Source organism: Pseudomonas sp. CAU 1711 (genome assembly GCF_039888625.1).
Lineage (GTDB): Bacteria > Pseudomonadota > Gammaproteobacteria > Pseudomonadales > Pseudomonadaceae > Aquipseudomonas.
Map to the genome: position 1 here is coordinate 63499 of NZ_JBDQQT010000001.1, position 20927 is coordinate 84425.

At 68.6% G+C, this 20927-nt stretch carries 20 protein-coding genes; 15 read left to right on the forward strand and 5 right to left on the reverse strand.

Annotated elements, in window-relative coordinates; all coding sequences use genetic code 11:
- Positions 1-29: 29 nt before the first annotated feature.
- The 3 genes from asd to AAFN46_RS00255 all read right to left on the reverse strand — a co-directional run bounded on the left by asd (position 30) and on the right by AAFN46_RS00255 (position 3556).
- Positions 30-899: an archaetidylserine decarboxylase gene (gene asd, locus AAFN46_RS00245; protein WP_347806997.1), complete on the reverse strand. Its 870-nt coding sequence runs from the start codon at positions 897-899 to the stop codon at positions 30-32.
- A gap of 9 nt (positions 900-908) precedes the next feature.
- Positions 909-1724: a rhodanese-like domain-containing protein gene (locus AAFN46_RS00250; RefSeq protein WP_347806676.1), complete on the reverse strand. Its 816-nt coding sequence runs from the start codon at positions 1722-1724 to the stop codon at positions 909-911.
- A gap of 308 nt (positions 1725-2032) precedes the next feature.
- The gene (locus tag AAFN46_RS00255; protein WP_347806677.1) at positions 2033-3556 is read right to left on the reverse strand and encodes an HDOD domain-containing protein; all 1524 of its coding nucleotides are present in this window, start codon (positions 3554-3556) and stop codon (positions 2033-2035) included.
- Between the two features lie 118 nt (positions 3557-3674).
- On the opposite strand from AAFN46_RS00255, the gene motA reads away from it, so the two are divergent.
- Positions 3675-4526, forward strand: a complete 852-nt coding sequence (gene motA / locus AAFN46_RS00260) for a flagellar motor stator protein MotA (RefSeq protein WP_347806678.1) — start codon at positions 3675-3677, stop codon at positions 4524-4526.
- A gap of 13 nt (positions 4527-4539) precedes the next feature.
- The gene (gene motB / locus AAFN46_RS00265) at positions 4540-5583 is read left to right on the forward strand and encodes a flagellar motor protein MotB (protein ID WP_347806679.1); all 1044 of its coding nucleotides are present in this window, start codon (positions 4540-4542) and stop codon (positions 5581-5583) included.
- 31 nt (positions 5584-5614) lie between these two features.
- Here the strand turns inward: motB and rsgA are convergent, their stop codons facing one another.
- Complete coding sequence (gene rsgA, locus AAFN46_RS00270) at positions 5615-6646, reverse strand: small ribosomal subunit biogenesis GTPase RsgA (protein ID WP_347806680.1); 1032 nt, start codon at positions 6644-6646, stop codon at positions 5615-5617.
- A 76-nt stretch (positions 6647-6722) separates the two neighbouring features.
- Here rsgA and AAFN46_RS00275 point away from each other — a divergent pair, with 76 nt between their 5' ends.
- Together AAFN46_RS00275 and orn are read left to right on the forward strand one after the other, a co-directional pair.
- Complete coding sequence (locus tag AAFN46_RS00275; RefSeq protein WP_347806998.1) at positions 6723-7493, forward strand: class I SAM-dependent methyltransferase; 771 nt, start codon at positions 6723-6725, stop codon at positions 7491-7493.
- 39 nt (positions 7494-7532) lie between these two features.
- Positions 7533-8078, forward strand: coding sequence for an oligoribonuclease (gene orn, locus AAFN46_RS00280; RefSeq protein WP_347806681.1), 546 nt, complete (start codon positions 7533-7535; stop codon positions 8076-8078).
- Between the two features lie 115 nt (positions 8079-8193).
- Here orn and queG read toward each other — a convergent pair whose 3' ends face one another.
- On the reverse strand, positions 8194-9288 hold the full coding sequence (gene queG, locus AAFN46_RS00285) for a tRNA epoxyqueuosine(34) reductase QueG (RefSeq protein ID WP_347806682.1): 1095 nt from the start codon (positions 9286-9288) through the stop codon (positions 8194-8196).
- A 64-nt stretch (positions 9289-9352) separates the two neighbouring features.
- Between queG and AAFN46_RS00290 the strand changes: the two genes are divergently transcribed.
- The 11 genes from AAFN46_RS00290 (at position 9353) to AAFN46_RS00340 (ending at position 20912) form a co-directional block, all read left to right on the forward strand.
- A complete protein-coding gene (locus AAFN46_RS00290; RefSeq protein ID WP_347806683.1) occupies positions 9353-10846 on the forward strand; it encodes an NAD(P)H-hydrate dehydratase in 1494 nt (497 codons plus the stop codon).
- A complete protein-coding gene (tsaE, locus tag AAFN46_RS00295; RefSeq protein WP_347806684.1) occupies positions 10837-11292 on the forward strand; it encodes a tRNA (adenosine(37)-N6)-threonylcarbamoyltransferase complex ATPase subunit type 1 TsaE in 456 nt (151 codons plus the stop codon). Before AAFN46_RS00290 ends, tsaE begins: the two co-directional genes overlap by 10 nt.
- 13 nt (positions 11293-11305) lie before the next feature.
- Positions 11306-12754, forward strand: coding sequence for an N-acetylmuramoyl-L-alanine amidase (locus tag AAFN46_RS00300; RefSeq protein WP_347806685.1), 1449 nt, complete (start codon positions 11306-11308; stop codon positions 12752-12754).
- Positions 12751-14631 (forward strand): DNA mismatch repair endonuclease MutL, encoded by a 1881-nt coding sequence (gene mutL, locus AAFN46_RS00305; RefSeq protein WP_347806686.1) that lies wholly within the window; start codon positions 12751-12753, stop codon positions 14629-14631. The genes AAFN46_RS00300 and mutL overlap by 4 nt, the downstream gene beginning before the upstream one ends.
- Positions 14632-14646: 15 nt before the next feature.
- Complete coding sequence (miaA, locus tag AAFN46_RS00310; protein ID WP_347806687.1) at positions 14647-15618, forward strand: tRNA (adenosine(37)-N6)-dimethylallyltransferase MiaA; 972 nt, start codon at positions 14647-14649, stop codon at positions 15616-15618.
- Positions 15619-15718: 100 nt separating this feature from the next.
- The gene (gene hfq / locus AAFN46_RS00315) at positions 15719-15973 is read left to right on the forward strand and encodes an RNA chaperone Hfq (RefSeq protein ID WP_347806688.1); all 255 of its coding nucleotides are present in this window, start codon (positions 15719-15721) and stop codon (positions 15971-15973) included.
- A gap of 12 nt (positions 15974-15985) precedes the next feature.
- Positions 15986-17287 carry a ribosome rescue GTPase HflX gene (gene hflX / locus AAFN46_RS00320; RefSeq protein ID WP_347806689.1) on the forward strand — a complete coding sequence of 434 codons (1302 nt, stop codon included), beginning with the start codon at positions 15986-15988 and terminating at the stop codon, positions 17285-17287.
- Positions 17288-17382: 95 nt separating this feature from the next.
- On the forward strand, positions 17383-18525 hold the full coding sequence (gene hflK / locus AAFN46_RS00325; protein WP_347806690.1) for an FtsH protease activity modulator HflK: 1143 nt from the start codon (positions 17383-17385) through the stop codon (positions 18523-18525).
- Positions 18525-19394: a protease modulator HflC gene (hflC, locus tag AAFN46_RS00330; protein WP_347806691.1), complete on the forward strand. Its 870-nt coding sequence runs from the start codon at positions 18525-18527 to the stop codon at positions 19392-19394. Before hflK ends, hflC begins: the two co-directional genes overlap by 1 nt.
- A 110-nt stretch (positions 19395-19504) precedes the next feature.
- Positions 19505-19690: a DUF2065 family protein gene (locus tag AAFN46_RS00335; protein ID WP_347806692.1), complete on the forward strand. Its 186-nt coding sequence runs from the start codon at positions 19505-19507 to the stop codon at positions 19688-19690.
- A 34-nt stretch (positions 19691-19724) separates the two neighbouring features.
- The gene (locus AAFN46_RS00340; protein ID WP_347806693.1) at positions 19725-20912 is read left to right on the forward strand and encodes an ATP phosphoribosyltransferase regulatory subunit; all 1188 of its coding nucleotides are present in this window, start codon (positions 19725-19727) and stop codon (positions 20910-20912) included.
- Positions 20913-20927 lie beyond the last annotated feature (15 nt).

The window sequence follows — 20927 nt, forward strand, 5'->3', positions numbered from 1 at the left end:
GGATGTTCCGCAGGGTCGCGCTCGGCCCTTCAGGCTCCGCGCGCCAGCCCTAGTGCCTGGCCCATGCGCACCGCGCTGCCGGCGGCGAGTCCCTCGGCCCACTGCACCTGCCCCGGGCCGAACAGCACGATGGCGGTGGAACCCAGCTTGAAGCGGCCCAGCTCGCCGCCCTTGGCCAGTTCGATGGCGGCGCGGGCGGCCTCGTCGTAGCGGGTGCTCTTCAGCTCGCGCTTGGGTGGGGTGACCAGCCCGGCCCAGACCGTCTCGATGCTGGCCACTATCATGGCGCCGACCAGTACCACGGCCATCGGCCCGCGTTCGGTGTCGAACAGGCAGACCACGCGCTCGTTACGGGCGAACAGTTCGGGCACGTTTTCCGCAGTGCTCTGGTTGACCGAGAACAGCCGGCCCGGCACATAGACCATCTCGCGCAGGGTGCCGGCCAGCGGCATATGCACGCGGTGGTAGTCCTTGGGCGACAGGTAGACGGTGGCGAAGTCGCCGCCCATGAAGGGGGCGGCACGCTCGGCGTCGCCGCCGAGCAGCTCCAGCACGCTGAAGCTATGGCCCTTGGCCTGGAAACAGCGCCCCTGCTCGATGGGGCCGAGCTGGCTGATCGCACCGTCGGCCGGGCAGAGAATGGCGCCGGGCGCCTCGTCCAGCGGGCGGGCGCCGTCCTTCAGGGCGCGGGTGAAGAAGGCATTGAAGTGCTCGTAGGCCGTCAGCTCCTCGACCTGGGCCTCGGCCATGTTCACTTGGTACTGCTTGGCGAACCAGCCGATCAGGCGGTCCTTGAACCAGGCGGCGCGGCACTCGGCGGCGCAGCCGATCAGGCGCGACAGCAAGTGGTGGGGCAGCAGGTACTGGCTGAGGATAAACAGGCGCTCTTTCATCGCAATTCCTTGAAATCAGTGTTCGATCGGGGTGTCGGGCAGGTTGCCCCATTCGGACCAGGAGCCGGCATAGGCCTTGACCCGCGGATAACCCAGCGCCTTGGCCACCACATAGGTGAAGCCGGAGCGGCGATGGGTCTGGCAATGGGTGATCACTTCCTTGTCCCGGGTGATGCCGAGACGCTCCAGCACCTCGGCCATGTCGGCGCGGATGCGCAGGCCGCGTTGCGGGTCCATGCCGGCGGTCCACTCGAAGTTGACCGCGCCCGGTACATGGCCGCCGCGTGCGGCCAGCACTTTCGCGCCGCTGAATTCGTCCGGCGCGCGGGCGTCCCACACCGCCAGGTCGGCGGCGCCCAGGCGGCTCTGCAGATAGGCGCGGCTGGCGCTGGGCTCGTCGTGCAGGGTCAGGCTGGCGCTGCCGCGTGCCTGCGCCGGCACGGCCTGGCTCAGTTCGCGGCCTTCGCTCATCCAGGCCTGCAGGCCGCCGTTGAGGAAGTGGTAGCGGCCATGGCCGATCACGTCGAGCAGCCAGATGAAGCGCCCGGCCCAGCCGCCGCCTTCGTCGTCGTAGACCACATAGACCGCATCCGCCCGGTGACCCAGCTCGCCGAACAGCGCTTCGAGTTGCGCCAGTTCCGGCAGCAGGCCGGGCGCCGGCGGCTGGCCCAGCTGGGTGCGCTTGCCGTCGACCCAGCGCGCGTCGGGGATATGCCCCTCGGCATAGCGGGCGGCGGAGCTGAGGTCGACCAGGATCAGCTCGGCGGCGGACAGGCGTGTGGCCAGTTCGGCCGGCTCGATCACCAGCGGCAGGTCGGAGAAGGCGGACATGGAGCCTCCAGGGCGAGTAAAGAGGCGGATTGTAGCGGAAAGGTTAGGGTCTGTTGCCGTTTCGCCGCGACCGCGACGGAGCCAGTTTTTGCGCGGAGCTAGGCGCGAGACGGGAAGTTTGGTCGCCCAAATGATCCGTCGAGTAACGACGTTCCGCGCAAAAACTGGCCCGTCCCTGCGGGTTGCGCGGAAAATCTCGCCATGCGTCGTTGCGGGACTTGGCAAGGGATCACCATTACCTGCGTCCCGCGCCTAGCCTGGCGAGATTTTTCGCTGCAACGCGGCGTGCGCCGAAACGACAACAGACCCTACATGCCGCGGCGGGCAAAGGTCGCCAGGGCTCGCTCGATGCATTGCACGGTTTTGCCGAAGGCCTGCACGCCGGTGGCGCCGAATTCGCCGCCGCCCTGGTCGGCCACCAGCAGCATCACCACCCGGCCATTGCTGGCGATGGAGCGCAGCAGCAGGTGCTCGCCGTCGAACAGGGCCTTGAGGCTACCCGGCAGCAGGGCAGAGACCTGCGCCAGGTTGGCCGGCGTCAGGCGCAGTTGCCCCGGCTCCGCCAGCAGGCGGCGCAATACCTGGCTCTGCGCCGGGTCCAGGCGCAGCTGCGCCGCCGTCGCGGGTAGTCCGATCGCTTGCTGGGCCAGCAGGCGGCTGTGAGTGCGGTCGGCCAGCAGCACCAGCAGCCGGCTCATGCCGGCGGCCTGCAGGGCCTGGCCGGCGCAGGCGGTCAGCTGCAGCACGTTGGCGAAGGGCGAGGGCTGGGCCAGCAGGCGCGCGCAGTGCTGCTTCCACTGCTCCAGGGCGGCATTGGCCTTGGGCGCAGGGGCCGGGCGCTGGCGCTGCAGGCGACAGGCGTCCCAGGGCCAGAGCAGGGCCTCGGCCGGGTGCCAGAGGCCGTTCGCCTCGTGCCTGCGCGCGCTCTGCGCGGCCTGCTGATGGATCAACTGCTGCAAGTCGGGCAGGGCGGTCTGCAGATACAGGCCGGCCAGGCGTTGCCAGCGCAGGTGGTGTTCGCAGCGCCAGTTGTGGTGGCTGGAGAGGGCCAGGCCGTTGGCCAGCAGGATGCTGTTGCCCGGCTGGGTCAGCCAGCGGCGCAGGGCCGGGTCTGCGTCGAGCATCTGCTGCTGGTGCAGGGGGTGCTGGTTGTCGCGGGCCAGGTGCAGGGCCTTGACCAGGCGCCGGCGATCCTCGACCAGCAGGCGGTAACCCTGGACTATCCACTCGGGCAGGCGCCAGTGCTGGGCCAGGGCCAGGCACAGCTGCAACAGCGGTACGCCGAGCAGCTCGCGCTCGACCTTGGGGCCCGGCTCGCCACGGCCCAGCACGCGCTGCTCCCAGGCCTCGAACAGCTGTGGCTGGCTGGCCACCAGTGGCCACAGGGGCGCGAGAAACAGCAGGCTGCCCCAGTGGATCTCCTGCCACAGGCGTGCCAGGCGCCCGGCGAACAGGCCGCTGGCCTGTTGCGAGGCGTGCAGGCTGACCAGTTGCAGCTGGCGCAGCGGCAGGGGGATCTGCGTCTCGTCCAGCACCGTCATCTGCTGCAGGAGTGTTTCCGCGCGTTTCAGGCCCAGGCGGTTGAGGGCCATCTCCAGGCTCTCGGCCGGCTCGGCGAAGCTGCCACCACTGCGGTTGGCCTCGCGCAGCATGGCCAGCACTATGCTCGGGCTGTCCTGCATGCACTCGGCGATGTCGCGTAGCGACTTGCGCCCGTCCAGCAGCGCGCGCCTGACGTTTTCGTGGTGCCGACTGGCGACGGGCAGGCGTGCCGCGTCCAGCTGCTTGAGCCAGGCTTCCAGGGTGCGTGGTGGGCTTTCGGATTGGGGCATGCGGGTTGAGCCAAACTGGCTTTTCGCCTTTACTGCCTATAGTCTGGCGCAATACTTCCGATAATTAGAAGGGTTGTTTGAAATAACCCTTTCGACTGACTCTGCAAGCTCAATTTTCATGATCAAGATCGTCGGCATCCTGGTAGTTTTCGGCTGCGTCTTTGGCGGCTTCATCCTGTCCGGTGGCAAGCTCATGGCCCTGGTGCATCCCTTCGAGGTCATGATCATCGGCGGTGCGGCCCTCGGTGCCTTCCTCCAGGCCAACCCCAGCAGCGCCTTCATGACGGTGTTCAAGAAGTCGCTGGCGATGTTCAGCAGCCGCTTCACCCATGCCTTCTATCTGGAAGTGCTCAAGCTGCTCTACGAGATCCTCAACAAGAGCCGGCGCGAGGGCATGATGGCCATCGAGGCCGATGTCGAAGACCCCAACGCCAGTCCGATCTTCAGCAAGTATCCGGCCATTCTCAAGGACGCGCAGATGACCGCCTTCATCTGCGACTACCTGCGCATCATGTCCAGCGGCAACATGGCGCCCCATGAACTGGAGAACCTCTTCGACATGGAGATCACCAGCCTCAAGGAGGAGCTCGAACACCCGGCCCACGCGGTGGCCAAGGTGGCCGACGGCATGCCGGCCATGGGTATCGTGGCGGCGGTGCTGGGCATCGTGATCACCATGTCGATCCTGGCCACCGCCGACAACGCGCAGATCGGCGAGAAGGTGGCCACCGCCCTGGTCGGTACCTTCCTCGGCATCCTCGCCTCCTACGGCTTCTTCGCGCCGCTGGCCGGCGCCCTGGAACACGATGCCAAGGAGGAACTGAACCTGTACGAGGCGATCAAGGCCACCCTGGTCGCTTCCGCATCCGGCATGCCGCCGACCCTGGCCGTGGAGTTCGGGCGCAAGGTGCTGCTGCCGGCGCATCGGCCGAGCTTCACCGAGCTCGAACAGGCCATGCGTGGCAACTGACCAAGACTGAGCCATGGAGAACAATCAGCCGATACTGGTCAAGCGGGTCAAGAAGACCGCCGGTGGCCACCATGGTGGCGCCTGGAAGATCGCCTTCGCCGACTTCGCTACCGCCATGATGGCCTTTTTCCTGGTGATGTGGCTGATGTCCTCGGCCACGCCCGAGCAGAAGAAGGCCATCTCCGGTTATTTTCAGGACCCCATCGGCTTCACCGAGAGCGCCAGTCCCTATGTCATCGACCTGGGCGGCACGCCGACGCCGGCGCCGGATCGCACCCTCAATCCGGAGATGAAGGATGCCCCGGACGCCGCCGACGCGACGGTGGACTCCGAGTCCGACCAGCAGGCCGCGATCGACAAGGAGCAGGCCGAGAGCCTGGCCGAACAGGTCGAGCGCGAACGGCTGGAGCTGCTGCTGCAGGAGCTGCAGACCAAGGTCGACGAGAACCCCGAGCTGCAGAAGTTCAAGGACCAGATCCTCTTCGAGATCACCCAGGACGGCCTGCGCATCCAGATCATGGACGCCGAGAACCGGCCCATGTTCGACCTCGGCAGCGCGCGCCTGCAGCCCTATTTCGAGGACATCCTGCTGATCCTTGCCGAGACCATCAAGGCGGTGCCGAACAAGATCAGCGTCAGCGGCCACACCGACGCCAAGCCCTTCGCCGGCAGCGGCGAGTTCGGCAACTGGGAGTTGTCGGCCAATCGCGCCAACGCGGCGCGGCGCACCCTGGTCGCCGGCGGCTACCCGGACGAGCGGGTGGCGCGGGTGGTGGGGTACGCCTCCTCGGCGCTGTTCGACCGCAACGACCCGCTCAACCCGGTGAACCGACGCATCGACATCATAGTGCTGACCAAGAAGGCCCAGCGTGCCATCGAGGGCGAGCAGGATGGCGATGGCCTGGGCGAGCCCGCGGAGCCTGCGGCGCCCACCGAGGCGAGCGCGCCCGGCCAGGACGCTGGTGTGCCGGGCGAGCCGGCGCAGCCGGCCGAGCTGCGCCGGCGCCTGAACATCTTCGAGGACGGCACCCTGCAGATCGACCAGCCCCGCGAGTGAAGGAGGCCGCGCTTGTCGCGGCCTCTTCGTATCAGTACTCGGGTTCGGGCAGGCTGGCCAGGATATGCCGGTAGCTGGCCATGCGCTGCGGCTGGATGCGCCCCTCCTCCAGGGCCTGGAGCAGGGCGCAGCCGGGCTCGCGGTCGTGCTTGCAGTCGCGGAAGCGACAGGTGCCGAGCAGGTCGCGGAACTCGATGAAACCGGCCTCGACGTCGTCCCGGCTGACATGCACCAGGCCGAACTCGCGAATGCCGGGCGAGTCGATCAGCTCGCCGCCGCCGGGGAAGTGGAACAGGCGCGCCGTGGTGGTGGTATGGGTGCCCTTGCCGGTGACCTCCGACAGCTCGCCGACCCGGGTGTCCACGCCCGGCAGCAGGCTGTTGACCAGCGAAGACTTGCCCACCCCGGACTGGCCGACGAACACGCTGACATGGCCGTCCAGGCGCGCCTGCAACTGCTGCATGCCGCCGCCCTGGCGCGCCGAGACTTCCTGCAGCTCGTAGCCGAGCTGGCGGTAGGTGTCGATCAGCCCCTCCACGTGCGGTGCATTCTCGTCGTCGATCAGGTCGGCCTTGTTCAGCAGCAGCAGTGGGCGGATGCCGGCATGCTCGGCGGCCACCAGGTAGCGGTCGATCAGATTGGCGTGCGGGTGCGGCAGCGGGGCGAAGACGATGACCAGAAGGTCGACGTTGGCGGCCACCGGCTTGAGCTGGCCGCGCATATCCGGGCGGCACAGTTCGGACGAGCGCGGCAGCTGCGCGACTATCACGCCGTGGCCCTGGTGGCCGGAGCGCCACACCACCCGGTCGCCGGTGACCAGTGCCGGCAGGTTGGCGCGCAGGTGGCAGCGCTGCACCTGGCCGACCCGCTCGCCCTCCAGGGTCTCGACCTCGACCTGTACGCCGAAGTGGGCGATCACCAGGCCGGTCTGCTCCGGGCCCAGGTCACCGCCTTCCAGCTCTTCCAACAGGCGCGATTCGCGCTTGGCCGCGCGGGCGGCGCGCTCCTCCTGGACTTTTTCGATGCGCCAGCTCTGGCGGCGGGTCAGTTGGCGTTTGGCCATGGCCTTTCCGGTGGGTGAGAAAACGGCGGCGAGTTTAGCACGAGCCTCCGTGCGGCCCGCGTGGTACAACGGGCGCATGCTCGAACGCCTGCGCACCCGCTCCCCCGCATTGCTCGCCCTGCTGGCCCAGCTCCTGGCTCTGCTCGGCGTGGCCGCGCTGCTGCTCGCCCTGGCGCGGCTCGGCGACTGGCGCCCGAGCCTGTGGCAGGCGGCGCTGGGCCAGGGCGCGCTGGCCGCGGCGCTCGGCCACGGTCTCGGCCTGCGGCGTTGGTGGCTGCCGCTCAATCTGGCCTTCGTGCCGGCGCTGCTGGCGCTGCACGGCCGCGCCTGGCCGGCCTGGTGGTTTCTCGCCGCCTTCCTGTTGCTGCTGCTGGTCAACTGGAACAGTTTTCGCGAGCGGGTGCCGCTCTACCTCAGTGGCGCGCGTACCCGTCGGCGTCTGAGCGAGCGTCTGGTCGGGTTGCCGGCGGACTTTCGCTTCGTCGATCTCGGCTGTGGCCTGGGCGGCGCCCTGGTGCAGCTGGCCCGCGACTACCCGCGGGCGCGCCTGGTCGGGGTGGAGACGGCGCCGTTGCCGTTCCTCCTGGCCTGGCTGCGCTGCCTGCCGCACCGCAACTGCCGGGTGCGCTATCGCAGCCTATGGGACGAGCCGCTGGGCGACTACGACGCGGTCTACTGCTTTCTCTCCCCCGCGCCCATGGCTGAACTCTGGGCCAAGGCGCGGCGGGAGATGCGCCCGGGCAGCCTGCTGATCAGCAACAGCTTCGAGGTGCCGGGGGTGCCGGCCGGCGAAGTCATCGAGCTGCACGACTGGCGCGCCTCGCGCCTGCTGCTCTGGCATCTGTGAACGGCTAAACTGCCGGCATTCGCACAGGAGCAGAACGCCATGCCGCAGAACCCCAACAACCTGATCTGGATCGACCTGGAAATGACCGGGCTGGAACCGGAGCGGGACGTCATCATCGAGATCGCCACCATAGTCACCGACAGCGATCTCAACGTGCTGGCGGAGGGCCCTGCGATCGCCATCCACCACGGCGATGCGGTGCTGGCCGGGATGGACGAGTGGAACACCCGCACCCATGGCGAGAGCGGCCTGACCCAGCGCGTGCGTGACAGCAAGATAGACACCGCCGCCGCCGAGGCGCAGACCATCGCCTTCCTCGAACAGTGGGTGCCCAAGGGCAAGTCGCCGATCTGCGGCAACAGCATCGGTCAGGATCGGCGCTTCCTCTACAAGTACATGCCGGCCCTGGAGGCCTACTTCCACTACCGCTACCTGGATGTCTCGACCCTGAAGATACTCGCCGGCATGTGGGCGCCGCAGGTCAAGGACTCGTTCCAGAAGCAGGGCACCCATCTGGCGCTGGACGATATTCGCGAGTCCATCGCCGAGCTCAGACACTACCGCCAGCACTTCCTCAAGGTCTGAGGAGGCGCTTCAAGCGGCAAGCCACAAGCTGCAAGTAAAGCGGGGTGGTGGTGGGTCGGCAGCTTGGCGGCTTGCCACGCGAAGCCCCCATGTCGTGGCCGGAGGCGAGGTGCTTCTACTTGCCGCTTGCCGCTTGAGGCTTGCCGCTGCGCAGTCCATGCCGGGCCAGGGCCCATTCGACATGCTCGCGCACCAGCGCCGATGGATGCTCGCGGCGCGCCCGCAGCGCTTCCAGCACCGGTATCGTCGAGGGCGCGTTGCCCAGGCCCACGGCCAGGTTGCGTAGCCAGCGCTCGTAGCCGGCGCGGCGCAGCGGCGAGCCCTCGGTGCGGGCCAGGAACTCCTCTTCCGTCCAGCGGAACAGCTCGACCAGGCCGCCGCTGTCCAGGCCGTGGCGCGGCTGGAAGTCGCCCTGCTCGGTGGGGCGGGCGAAGCGGTTCCAGGGGCAGACGATCTGGCAGTCGTCGCAGCCGAACACGCGGTTGCCGATGGCCGCGCGCAGCTCCTCGGGGATGGCGCCCTTGAGCTCTATGGTCAGGTAGGAGATGCAGCGCCGCGCATCCAGCACATAGGGGCCGACGAAGGCCTGGGTCGGGCAGATATCCAGGCAGGCCGTGCAGCGCCCGCAGTGTTCGCCGGCATGTGGCTCGTCCAGCGGCAGCGGAATATCGACGAACAGCTCGCCGAGGAAGAACCAGCTGCCGGCCTTGCGGTTGAGCACCAGGGTGTTCTTGCCGATCCAGCCGAGCCCGGCCTGCTCGGCGATGGCCTTCTCCAGCACCGGCGCGCTGTCGACGAAGGCGCGGTAGCCGAATGGGCCGATGGCCGCCTGGATGCGCTCGGCCAGTTGCTGCAGGCGCTTGCGCACCAGCTTGTGGTAGTCGCGGCCCAGTGCGTAGCGCGACACGTAGGCCCGCTCCGGCTCGGCCAAGCGCTGGGCCATCTGGGTGTCGCCGGGCAGGTAGTCCATGCGCAGCGACACCACCCGCAATGTGCCGGGCACCAGCTGGTCCGGATGGGATCTCTTGCTGCCGTGGGCGGCCATATAGTCCATCTCGCCCTGATAGCCGGCCTCCAGCCAGCGCTGCAGGTGCCGCTCGTGCTCGCCCAGTTCGACGCCCGTGATGCCCACCTGCTGGAAGCCCAGCTCGCGGCCCCAGTCCTTGATGGACTGGGCCAGTTGGGCGAGATCGGGGATGTGGTCGGACATGATGGGCGGCGCGGCAGGGGAGATGGGTATAATTCTGCCAGACCCAGCCCCGAGCCGCCGAGCCATGCCTGCCGACGACGCCTTGCCCCTACCGCTGTATAGCGCCGCCCAGGTGCGCGACCTGGATGCCCGCTTGATCGCCGCCGGTACACCCGGCTTCGAGCTGATGCGGCGTGCCGCCCATGCCGCCTGGCGCGCCCTGCGTCGGCGCTGGCCGCAGTCCGGAGAAGTGACGGTGCTGGCAGGTGCCGGCAACAACGGCGGCGACGGCTACCTGATCGCCGAGCTGGCGCAACGGGCCGGCTGGGGTGTGCGCGTGCTGGCGCTCGGCGCCCCGGAGCAGCTGGCCGGCGATGCCGCCCTGGCCCGCGATGCGGCGCTGGCGGCCGGCGTGGCCATCGAGGCCTGGGGCGAGGGCGCCGCGCTGCGTGGCGTGCTGGTCGACGCCCTGCTCGGCACCGGTTTCCAGGGCGAGCTGCGCCCGGCCTATGCGGCGGCCGCCCTGGCGATCAACGCCTCCGGCCTGCCGGTGCTGGCGGTGGATATACCGACCGGCCTGTGCGCCGATAGCGGCCGGGTGGCCGACCAGGCGGTACGCGCCGACCTGACTGTGACCTTTATCGGTCTCAAGCTCGGCCTGTTCACCGGCGCCGCGCCGGACTGGATCGGCGAGCTGCAGTTCGACGATTTGCAGGCCGACGCGCAGCTGGTCGCACAGCAACCCTTTACGGCTCTGCGTCTGGCCGGCACCGCCGTGCCGCTTTTGCCGCCACGCGCACGCACCGCACACAAGGGCGGCTTCGGCCATGTGCTGGTGATAGGCGGCGACCGCGGCTTCGGCGGCGCCGCCCTGCTCGCCGCCGAGAGCGCGCTGCGCGCTGGCGCCGGGCTGGTGTCCCTGGCGACCCGCGGCGAGCATCTGGCTGCCAGTCTGGCGCGCCTGCCCGAAGTGATGTGCCAGGCGACCGAGTCGACCTACCAGCTGGTCGAGCTGTGCCGGCGCGCCGATCTGCTGGTGGTCGGCCCCGGCCTCGGTCAGCAGGCCTGGGGGCGCAGCCTGCTCAGCGCCGCGCTGGCCAGCGGGCGGGCGCAGGTGTGGGACGCCGATGCGCTCAATCTGCTGGCGGCGGGCGCCGTCGAGTTGCCCGCCGATAGTGTGATCACCCCGCATCCCGGCGAGGCGGCGCGCCTGCTCGGCAGCTCCAGCGCCGAGGTGCAGGCCGACCGGCCAGCCGCCGCCCTGGCCCTGGCGCGCAAGTACCAGGCTGTGGTGGTGCTTAAGGGTGCCGGCAGCCTGGTGGCCGCGCCGGATGGCCGTCTGCTGCTCTGTGATCGCGGCCACCCGGCTATGGCCGGCGCCGGCCTCGGCGATGTGCTGGCCGGCCTGATCGGCGCCCTGCGCGGCCAGGGGCTGGACGCCTTCGACGCAGCCGCCCTCGGCGTCTGGCTGCATGCGACCGCCGGCCAGCGCCTGGGCGTGCAGGGCCGGGGCCTGGCGGCCAGCGATCTGATCCCGACCATTCGTCAGCTTTTGCAGGAGCATTGCCCGTGTCTGTGACCACTCTGTATGCCGAGAGCGAAGACGCCATGCTCGAGCTGGGGGGGCGCATAGCCCGGGCGACCGGCGGTCGCGGGGTGATCTACCTGCATGGCGACCTCGGCGCCGGCAAGACCACCCTGTCGCGCGGCATCCTGCGCGGGCTGGGCCATGGCGGCGCGGTGAAGAGTCCGACCTTCACCCTGGTCGAGCCCTATGAGCTGGGCGCGATGCGGGTCTTCCACTTCGACCTGTACCGCCTGGCCGACCCGGAGGAGCTGGAGTTCCTCGGCATCCGCGACTATTTCGAGGGCGATGCCCTGTGCCTGATCGAGTGGCCCGAGCGTGGCGTCGGCGTTTTGCCAAAGGCGGACCTGGACATTACCATTAGCCCGCATGGAGTCGGTCGTGCGCTGCAGTTGCAGCCACATGGCGCGCGGGCCGAGGCGTGGTGTGCTGCCTTATAAGAGTTTAAGAAAGATGGGGAAGGCTATGCGCATGCGGGCGCTGCTGGGCAGTGTGGGTTTGATGCTGGCGACCTTGGCCGCCGACGTCCTGGCCGCCTCCGAAATCCGCAGCGTGCGCCTGTGGCGCGCTCCCGACAACACCCGCCTGGTCTTCGACCTGTCCGGGCCGGTGCAGCACAGCGTGTTCACCCTGGCCGCGCCCAACCGCATCGTCATCGACGTCAGTGGCGCCCAGCTGTCGACCAAGCTGGACCAGCTGTCGCTGGGCAATACCCCGATCACCGGCATCCGCTCGGCGCAGCGCAGCGCCAGCGACCTGCGCCTGGTGCTCGACCTGTCCGCCATGGTCACGCCGAAGAGCTTCACCCTGGCGCCCAACCAGCAGTACGGCCACCGCTTGGTCGTCGATCTGTTCGACCAGGAGTCCGCCGCGCCGAGCGCGCCCCAGGCTCCGCAGGTCGCCCAGACGCCCGCCAGCGCTACTGCGCCGGTGCAGGTGGCCGGCGTGCCGGGCGCCTCGACCACGCTGCCGCCGGTCGCGGGCGGCAACCGCGATATCGTCATCGCCATCGACGCCGGCCACGGTGGCGAGGACCCGGGCGCCCTCGGCCCGGGGCGCAAGCTGTACGAGAAGAACGTGACCCTGGCCATCGCCAAGGAGCTGCAGCGCCAGATCAACGGGCAGAAGGGCTTCCGTGGCGAGCTGGTGCGCACCGGCGACTACTTCATTCCGCTGCGCAAGCGCACCGAGATCGCGCGCAAGAAGGGCGCCGACCTGTTCGTCTCCATCCACGCCGACGCCGCTCCGCGCGCCGCCGCCTTCGGTGCCTCGGTCTACGCCCTGTCGGATCGCGGCGCGACCTCCGAGACCGCGCGTTGGCTGGCCGATGCCGAGAACCAGTCCGACCTGATCGGCGGCGCCGGCAGCGTCAGCCTGGACGACAAGGACCGGGTGCTGGCCGGCGTGCTGCTCGACCTATCGATGACCGCGACCCTGTCCTCCAGCCTGAATGTCGGGCAGAAGGTGCTGAGCCAGATGGGCGGCATCACCCCGCTGCACAAGCGTCGGGTCGAGCAGGCCGGTTTCATGGTGCTGAAGTCGCCGGACATTCCCTCGATTCTGGTGGAGACCGGCTTCATCTCCAATCCGAACGAGGCCAACAAGCTGTCCACCGTGGCGCACCAGCAGGCCCTGGCCCGCTCCATCACCACCGGGGTGCGGCAGTTCTTCGAGCAGAATCCGCCGCCCGGCACCTACATTGCCCAGCTGCGCGACCAGGGCAAGATCGCCATGGGGCCGCGCGAGCACGTGGTGTCCTCCGGCGAGAGCCTGGCGCTGATCGCCCAGCGCTACCAGGTCAGCCTCAGCGCGCTGCGCAGCGCCAACGCCCTGCGCAGCGACGTGATCAAGGTCGGCCAGACCCTGAGCATTCCGGCCACCGCCCTGGCGGCCCAGCCATGAGTGCGCCGCCACGCATCCAGCTGCTGAGTCCGCGGCTGGCCAACCAGATCGCCGCCGGCGAGGTGGTCGAGCGCCCCGCCTCGGTGGCCAAGGAACTGCTGGAGAACAGCCTGGACGCCGGCGCCCGGCGCATCGAGGTGGAGGTCGAGCAGGGCGGCATCAAGCTGCTGCGCATTCGCGACGACGGCAGCGGCATTCCCGCCGACGACCTGCCGCTGGCCCTGGCCCGTCATGCCACCAGCAAGATCCGCGAGCTGGAGGACCTGGAGGCGGTCTGCAGCCTGGGTTTCCGCGGCGAGGCGCTGGCCTCGATCAGCTCGGTGGCACGCCTGACCATGACCTCGCGCACCGCCGACGCCGAGCAGGCCTGGCAGGTGGAGACCGAGGGTCGCGACATGGAGGCGCGGGTGCAACCCGCGGCGCACCCGGTCGGTACTTCGGTGGAGGTGCGCGACCTGTTCTTCAACACCCCGGCGCGGCGCAAGTTCCTGCGTGCCGAGAAGACCGAGTTCGATCACCTGCAGGACGTGATCAAGAAGCTCGCGCTGGCGCGCTTCGACGTGGCCTTCCACCTGCGCCACAACGGCAAGACGGTATTCGCCCTGCATGAGGCGCCCGACGAGATCGGCCGTGCCCGTCGCGTGGCCAGCGTCTGTGGCCCGGCCTTCCTCGAACAGGCCCTGCCGATCGAGGTGGAACGCAGTGGCCTGCGCCTGTGGGGCTGGGTCGGCCTGCCGACCTTCTCGCGCAGCCAGGCCGACCTGCAGTACTTCTATGTCAACGGGCGCATGGTGCGCGACAAGCTGGTCGCCCACGCTGTGCGTCAGGCCTACCGCGACGTGCTGTTCAACGGCCGGCATCCGACCTTCGTGCTGTTCCTCGAGATCGACCCGGGCGTGGTCGACGTCAACGTGCACCCGACCAAGCACGAGGTGCGCTTCCGCGACAGCCGCATGGTCCACGACTTCCTCTACGGCACCCTGCACCGTGCCCTCGGCGAGGTGCGCCCGGAGGATCAGCTGGCCGCGCCGGCGGCGCTGGGGCAGATCGTGCGTCCCACGGGGCTCGCGGCCGGCGAGTTTGGTCCGCAGGGCGAGATGGGCCTCTCCGCCGCCCAGGTGCTGGAGCAGCCCCAGGCCCAGCCCGACTCCGTGTGGCGCTCCGCCGGTGCCGGCTATCAGACGCCGCGGCCGCAGCCGGCCATCCCTCAGGCCGAGGCCCAGGGCGCCTACCGCGAGTACTTCGCGCCGCTACCCGAGCAGCCGGCCGCGCTGCCGCAGACCCAGGGCGACATCCCGCCGCTGGGCTACGCCCTGGCCCAGCTCAAGGGCGTCTACATCCTCGCCGAGAACGCCCAGGGCATGGTGCTGGTGGACATGCACGCGGCCCACGAGCGCATCACCTACGAGCGGCTGAAGACCGCCATGGCCTGCGAGGGCCTGCGTGGCCAGCCGCTGCTGGTGCCGGAATCCATCGCCCTGAGCCAGCGCGAGGCCGACTGCGCCGAGGAACACGCGCAGTGGTTCCAGCGCCTGGGCTTCGAGCTGCAGCGCCTGGGCGAGGAGAGCCTGGCGATCCGCCAGATCCCGGCGCTGCTCAAGCAGGCCGAGGCCACCCAGTTGGTGCGCGACGTGCTCGCCGACTTGCTGGAGTACGGCACCAGCGACCGCATCCAGGCCCATCTCAACGAGCTGCTGGCGACCATGGCCTGTCACGGCGCGGTGCGCGCCAATCGGCGCCTGACCCTGCCGGAGATGAACGCCCTGCTGCGCGATATGGAAAGCACCGAGCGCAGCGGCCAGTGCAACCATGGCCGACCGACCTGGACCCAGCTGGGCATGGACGATCTCGACAAGCTGTTCCTGCGCGGCCGCTGAGGTCGCGCCATTGCCATGAGCCAGTCCCTGCCTCCCGCCATCTTCCTGATGGGCCCCACCGCCGCCGGCAAGACCGACCTGGCCCTGGCCCTGGCCGACGTGCTGCCCTGCGAGCTGATCAGCGTCGATTCGGCGCTGATCTACCGCGGCATGGACATAGGCACGGCCAAGCCGGACAAGGCCACCCTGGCGCGTTACCCGCACCGCCTGGTCGATATCCGCGATCCGGCCGAGAGCTATTCGGCCGCCGAGTTTCGCGCCGATGCCCTGGCGGCCATGGCCGAGGCCACGGCGCGCGGGCGCATTCCCCTGCTGGTCGGCGGCACCATGCTCTATTACAAGGCATTGCTGGAGGGGCTGGCCGATATGCCCGGCGCCGATCCGCAGGTGCGCGCCGAGCTGGAGGCCCGGGCCGCCGCCGAGGGCTGGGAGGCGCTGCATCGCGAGCTGGCGCGGGTCGACCCCGAGTCGGCGGCACGCATCCACCCCAACGACCCGCAGCGCCTGACCCGGGCCCTGGAAGTCCATCGGCTCAGCGGCCTGAGCATGACCGAGCACCGCCGCCGGCAAACGGCGCAAAATGCCGGGCCAGAGGCGCTGGGCGCGGGACAATTGCCTTATACTGTGGCGCAATTCGCCATAGCTCCTTCCGAGCGCCGGGTGTTGCACGAGCGCATCGCGCTGCGCTTTCGCCTGATGCTGGAACAAGGCTTCGTCGAAGAGGTCGAAGCGCTGCGCCGGCGCGGGGACCTGCACGTCGGCCTGCCCTCGATTCGCGCGGTGGGTTATCGCCAGGTGTGGGAACATCTGGAAGGCAGCCTGACCCGCGAGGCCATGCAGGAGCGCGGCATCATCGCCACGCGGCAACTGGCCAAGCGTCAGTTCACCTGGCTGCGTGGCTGGACGGGCCTGGAATGGCTGGACAGCCAGGCCGGCGACAATCTGTCGCGTGCCTTGAAATACCTGGAGGCGGTCTCCATATTGTGATGGGGCCCGTCTATTCGCCGTCTATCCTTGGCTTTTGAGGCTGATACGGCATAAGCCAACTTTGCTTTACTACATTTGAAACCTTTAAGGAGTGCGGCACATGTCAAAAGGGCATTCGCTACAAGACCCTTACCTGAATACCCTGCGTAAGGAACGCGTACCGGTTTCCATCTATCTGGTGAACGGCATCAAGCTGCAGGGCCAGATCGAATCCTTCGACCAGTTCGTGATTTTGCTGAAGAACACTGTCAGCCAGATGGTCTACAAGCACGCCATTTCCACCGTGGTGCCGAGCCGTCCGGTACGTCTGCCCAGCGCCTCCGAGGGCGAGCAGGCCGAGCCGGGCAACGTCTGATAGGAGCCTGACTTGTTCTTCGAGCGTCACGGTGGCGGTGAACGGGCCATTCTCGTTCACCTGGAAGGCAGTAACCCCGAGGCGGCCGAAGACCCGCAGGAGTTCCAGGACCTCGCGCTGTCCGCCGGCGCGGACATGGTGGCCCTGGTCACCGTGTCGCGTCACATGCCCACGGCCAAGTTCCTGATCGGCAGCGGCAAGGTCGAGGAGCTGCGCGACCTGGTCAAGGAGGCCGAGGCCGAGCTGGTGATCTTCAACCACAGCCTCACGCCCAGCCAGGAGCGCAACCTCGAGCGCGTGTTCGAGTGTCGCGTGCTGGACCGCACCGGGCTGATCCTCGACATCTTCGCCCAGCGTGCCCGCACCCACGAGGGCAAGCTGCAGGTCGAACTGGCCCAGCTGGACCACATGAGCACGCGGCTGGTGCGCGGCTGGACCCACCTGGAGCGGCAGAAGGGCGGTATCGGCCTGCGCGGCCCGGGCGAGACCCAGCTGGAAACCGACCGCCGCCTGCTGCGCGTGCGCATTCGCCAGATCAAGCAGAAGCTGGAGAAGGTGCGCAGCCAGCGCGAGCAGGCGCGCCGCGGGCGCAGGCGCGCCGACATTCCCTCGGTATCGCTGGTCGGCTACACCAACGCCGGCAAGTCCACCCTGTTCAACGCGCTGACCACCTCCGAGGTCTACGCCGCCGACCAGCTGTTCGCCACCCTCGACCCGACCCTGCGCCGGCTCGAGCTGGACGACCTGGGGCCGGTGGTGCTGGCCGACACCGTGGGTTTCATCCGTCACCTGCCGCACAAGCTGGTGGAGGCCTTCCGCGCCACGCTGGAGGAATCGAGCAACTCCGACCTGCTGCTGCATGTGATCGACTCCCACGAGCCCGAGCGCGAGCAGCAGATGGAGCAGGTCATGGCTGTGCTCGGCGAGATTGGCGCCGGCGAGCTGCCGATGCTCGAGGTGTACAACAAGATCGACCTGCTCGATGGCGTGGAGTCGCAGATCCAGCGCGACGGCGACGGCAAGCCGGAGCGGGTGTGGCTGTCGGCGCGCGACGGGCGTGGCCTCGACCTGCTGCGCCAGGCGGTGGCCGAGCTGCTCGGCGAGGACATGTTCGTCGGCACCCTGCGCCTGCCGCAGCGTCTCGGTCGCCTGCGCGCGCAGTTCTTCGCGCTCAACGCGGTGCAGAGCGAGGCGCACGACGAGGCCGGCGATACCCTGCTGTCGATCCGCCTGCCGCGTGCCGAGCTCAACCGCCTGGTCAGTCGCGAAGGCCTGAAGCCGCAGGACTTCCTCGAACAACACACTTTGCAATAAAGCCCGGCCCGTCGCTTTTGCGACGACCCGGGGGCTTCGGTAGCATTGGGCGGCGCGCCGCGGGCGCGTCTTCGCTTTATCAGATGGAGAGCGCTATGGCTTGGAACGAGCCGGGTGGCAACTCGAACAACCAGGATCCCTGGGGCGGCCGCAAGGGCGGTGGACGCCAGGGCCCGCCGGATCTCGACGAGGCCTTCCGTAAACTGCAGGAGAGCCTCAACGGCATCTTCGGCGGCGGCAAGAAACGCGATGGCGACGGCCAGGGCGGCGGCTGGGGCCTGCTCGGCATAGGCGCGGCCCTGCTGTTCGCGGTCTGGCTGTGGAACGCCGTGTATATAGTCGATGCCCAGGAGCAGGCGGTGATCCTCCAGCTCGGCCAGTACGACCGCACCGTGGAGCAGGGCCTGAGCCTGTACTTCCCGCCCTTCGAGAAGAAGTTCCAGGAGAACGTCACCCGCGAGCGCTCCTTCTCGCTGCAGGGGCAGATGCTCACCGAGGACGAGAACATCGTCGAGGTGCCGCTGACCGTGCAGTACAAGATCAGCAACCTGAAGAACTTCGTGCTCAACGTCGACGCCCCCGAGGTCAGCCTGCAACACGCCACCGAGAGTGCCCTGCGCCATGTCGCCGGTTCCACCTCGATGGACGAGGTGATCACCCTCGGCCGCGAGCAGATGGGCCAGGACGTCAGCCAGCGCCTGCAGGGCTTCCTCGACGACTATGGCACCGGCATCACCGTGACCCAGGTCAACATCCAGCGCGCCACCGCGCCGGCCGAAGTCAAGGACGCCTTCGACGACGTGATCCGCGCCCGCGAGGACGAGCAGCGCGAGAAGAACCAGGCCGAGACCTACGCCAACGGCGTGGTGCCCGAGGCCCGTGGTCAGGCCCAGCGCATCCTAGAAGACGCCAACGGCTATCGCGACGAGGTGGTGGCGCGCGCCGAGGGTGAGGCGGATCGCTTCGGCAAGCTGCTGACCGAGTACCGCAAGGCGCCGGAGGTGACCCGTCAGCGCCTGTACCTGGACACCATGCAGGAAGTCTTCGGCAACACCAGCAAGATTCTGGTGACCGGCAAGAGCGGGCAGAACAACCTGCTCTATCTGCCGCTGGACAAGATGATCGAGTCACGCCCCGTTGCGCCCACCAGCGCCGTGTCTGGCTCGGGCAACGACGCCAGCTCGCGCATTATCAAGGACATGCAGCAGCGTGACCTGCGTTCGAGGGAGAGCCGCTGATGAACAACAAGTCCCTGTTCGCCCTGATCGGCGGTGTGGTGCTCGCCATCCTGGCCTGGAACAGCCTGTACATCGTCTATCAGACGGAAAAGGCGGTGCTGCTGCAGTTCGGTAAGATCCAGAACCCGGACGTGCAGCCGGGCCTGCACTTCAAGGTGCCGGTGATGAACCAGGTGCGCAAGTTCGACGCCCGCCTGCTGACCCTGGAGTCGCCGATCCAGCGCATCCTGACCAAGGAGAAGAAGGCGGTGATGGTCGACGCCTACGCCAAGTGGAAGGTGGCCGACGCCGAGCGTTACTACACCGCAACCTCCGGCCTGCGCCAGATCGCCGACGACCGCCTGTCACAGCGCCTGATCACCGCCCTGGCCAACCAGTTCGGTACCCGTACCCTGCACGAGGTGGTGTCCGGCGAGCGCGACCTGCTGATGGCGGCGATCACCAAGTCGCTCAACGGCATGGCGCAGAAGGAGCTGGGCATCGAGGTGGTGGACGTGCGGGTCAAGGCCATCGACCTGCCCAAGGAGGTCTACCGCAGCGTGTTCGACCGCATGAGCTCCGAGCGTGAGCGCGAGGCCCGCGAGCACCGCGCCAAGGGCCGCGAGCTGGCCGAGGGCATCCGCGCCGACGCCGACCGGCAGAAGCGTGTGATAGTCGCCGAGGCCTATCGCGAGTCCCAGGAGATTCGCGGTGACGGCGACGCCAAGGCGGCCGCCATCTATGCCAAGGCCTACGGTCAGGATCCGGAGTTCTACGCCTTCTACCGCAGCCTGGGTGCCTACCGCGACAGCTTCGCCAACAAGAGCGACGTGCTGGTGCTGGATCCGGACAGCGAGTTCTTCCGCTACCTGCAGCAGTCCAAGCCCTGATCGTGCCGCCCCGGCATGGCCGTTCGGCCGTGCCGGGGTGACCGCCGGGGAAAACGTGTTATCATGGGTCAGCCGGGAAATTGCCCGGCTTTTTTGCGTCTGCGGGAATCATGTGGCAGGAACTGGGCATCGCCTTTTGTCTGATGTTGGTGCTGGAAGGCATCCTGCCCTTCCTCTATCCGCGACGTTGGCGCGGAGCTATCGCGCAACTGACGCAGCTGTCCGACCGTCAGCTGCGCCTCATGGGGCTGGCCAGCATGCTGCTGGGGACCGCCCTCCTGTATCTGCTTCACTGAAGGCTGCCGCCCGGACCGAGAGGGGAATGGCGAAATGGCAACGGTAGACCGCTGGCTGCTGCCAGATGGCATCGAAGAAGTACTGCCGCCGGAAGCGGCACTGATCGAGACGGCGCGCCGCCAGGTGCTGGACCTGTTCCAGCGCTGGGGCTACGAGTTCGTCGTCACCCCGCATATCGAATATCTGGAATCCCTGCTCACCGGTGCCGGCCAGGACCTGGATCTGCGCACCTTCAAGGTGACCGATCCGCTGTCCGGACGGCAGATGGGCTTCCGTGCCGACATCACCCCGCAGGTGGCGCGGATGGACGCGCACAGCCTGCGTCGCGAAGGCCCGACCCGCCTGTGCTACGCCGGCAGCGTGCTGCACGCCAAGCCGCGCGCCCTGGCCACCTCGCGCAGCCCGATCCAGCTCGGCGCCGAGCTGTATGGCGACGCCAGTCCGGCCAGCGACGTGGAAGTCATCAGCCTGATGCTCGACACCCTGGCGCTGGCCCGTGTGCCCGACGTGCACATGGACCTCGGCCATGTCGGCATCTACCGTGGCCTGGCCCGCGCCGCCGGCCTGTCCGGCGAGAGCGAGCAGCAGCTGTTCGACGCCCTGCAGCGCAAGGCGGTCGACGAGGTCGACGGCCTCACCGCGACCCTGCAGCCGCTGCTGGCCAACATGCTGCGCGCGCTGGCCGAGCTGTGCGGCGGGCGCGAGGTGCTCGACCTGGCCCAGGCGGCCCTGGTCGAGGCACCGGCCGAAGTGCATGCGGCGCTGGACCAGCTGGTGGCCATCGCCGACCAGCTGGAGCTGCGCTATCCCGAGCTGCCGCTGTACTTCGACCTCGGCGAGCTGCGCGGCTACCACTATCACACCGGCGTGGTGTTCGCCGCCTTCGTGCCGGGCGTCGGCGAGTCCATCGCCCAGGGCGGCCGCTACGACGACGTCGGCGGCAATTTCGGCCGGGCGCGCCCGGCCACCGGTTTCTCCACCGACCTGAAGACCCTGGTCACCCTCGGCGACATGCAGGCCGAGGCGCAGGCCGCCGGTGTCTGGGCGCCGGATCATCACGACCCGTACCTGTGGCAGGCCGTGCAGCGCCTGCGCGGCGAGGGTGAACGGGTGGTCCAGGCCCTGCCGGGGCAGGATGAGCAGGCCGCGCGCGAGGCCGGTTGCGACCGCCAGCTGCAGCTGCGCGACGGACGTTGGCAAGTGGCGCCGCTGGCGTCCTGATGGTTTCCGCCGGCG

Coding starts and splice junctions, on each gene's coding strand:
- AAFN46_RS00250 (WP_347806676.1), bottom strand. CDS start 1,724: ATGTCCGCCTTCTCCGACCTGCCGCTGGTGATCGAGCCGGCCGAACTG.
- AAFN46_RS00255 (WP_347806677.1), bottom strand. CDS start 3,556: ATGCCCCAATCCGAAAGCCCACCACGCACCCTGGAAGCCTGGCTCAAG.
- motA (WP_347806678.1), top strand. CDS start 3,675: ATGATCAAGATCGTCGGCATCCTGGTAGTTTTCGGCTGCGTCTTTGGC.
- motB (WP_347806679.1), top strand. CDS start 4,540: ATGGAGAACAATCAGCCGATACTGGTCAAGCGGGTCAAGAAGACCGCC.
- rsgA (WP_347806680.1), bottom strand. CDS start 6,646: ATGGCCAAACGCCAACTGACCCGCCGCCAGAGCTGGCGCATCGAAAAA.
- AAFN46_RS00275 (WP_347806998.1), top strand. CDS start 6,723: ATGCTCGAACGCCTGCGCACCCGCTCCCCCGCATTGCTCGCCCTGCTG.
- orn (WP_347806681.1), top strand. CDS start 7,533: ATGCCGCAGAACCCCAACAACCTGATCTGGATCGACCTGGAAATGACC.
- queG (WP_347806682.1), bottom strand. CDS start 9,288: ATGTCCGACCACATCCCCGATCTCGCCCAACTGGCCCAGTCCATCAAG.
- AAFN46_RS00290 (WP_347806683.1), top strand. CDS start 9,353: ATGCCTGCCGACGACGCCTTGCCCCTACCGCTGTATAGCGCCGCCCAG.
- AAFN46_RS00300 (WP_347806685.1), top strand. CDS start 11,306: ATGGGGAAGGCTATGCGCATGCGGGCGCTGCTGGGCAGTGTGGGTTTG.
- mutL (WP_347806686.1), top strand. CDS start 12,751: ATGAGTGCGCCGCCACGCATCCAGCTGCTGAGTCCGCGGCTGGCCAAC.
- miaA (WP_347806687.1), top strand. CDS start 14,647: ATGAGCCAGTCCCTGCCTCCCGCCATCTTCCTGATGGGCCCCACCGCC.
- hfq (WP_347806688.1), top strand. CDS start 15,719: ATGTCAAAAGGGCATTCGCTACAAGACCCTTACCTGAATACCCTGCGT.
- hflK (WP_347806690.1), top strand. CDS start 17,383: ATGGCTTGGAACGAGCCGGGTGGCAACTCGAACAACCAGGATCCCTGG.
- hflC (WP_347806691.1), top strand. CDS start 18,525: ATGAACAACAAGTCCCTGTTCGCCCTGATCGGCGGTGTGGTGCTCGCC.
- AAFN46_RS00335 (WP_347806692.1), top strand. CDS start 19,505: ATGTGGCAGGAACTGGGCATCGCCTTTTGTCTGATGTTGGTGCTGGAA.
- AAFN46_RS00340 (WP_347806693.1), top strand. CDS start 19,725: ATGGCAACGGTAGACCGCTGGCTGCTGCCAGATGGCATCGAAGAAGTA.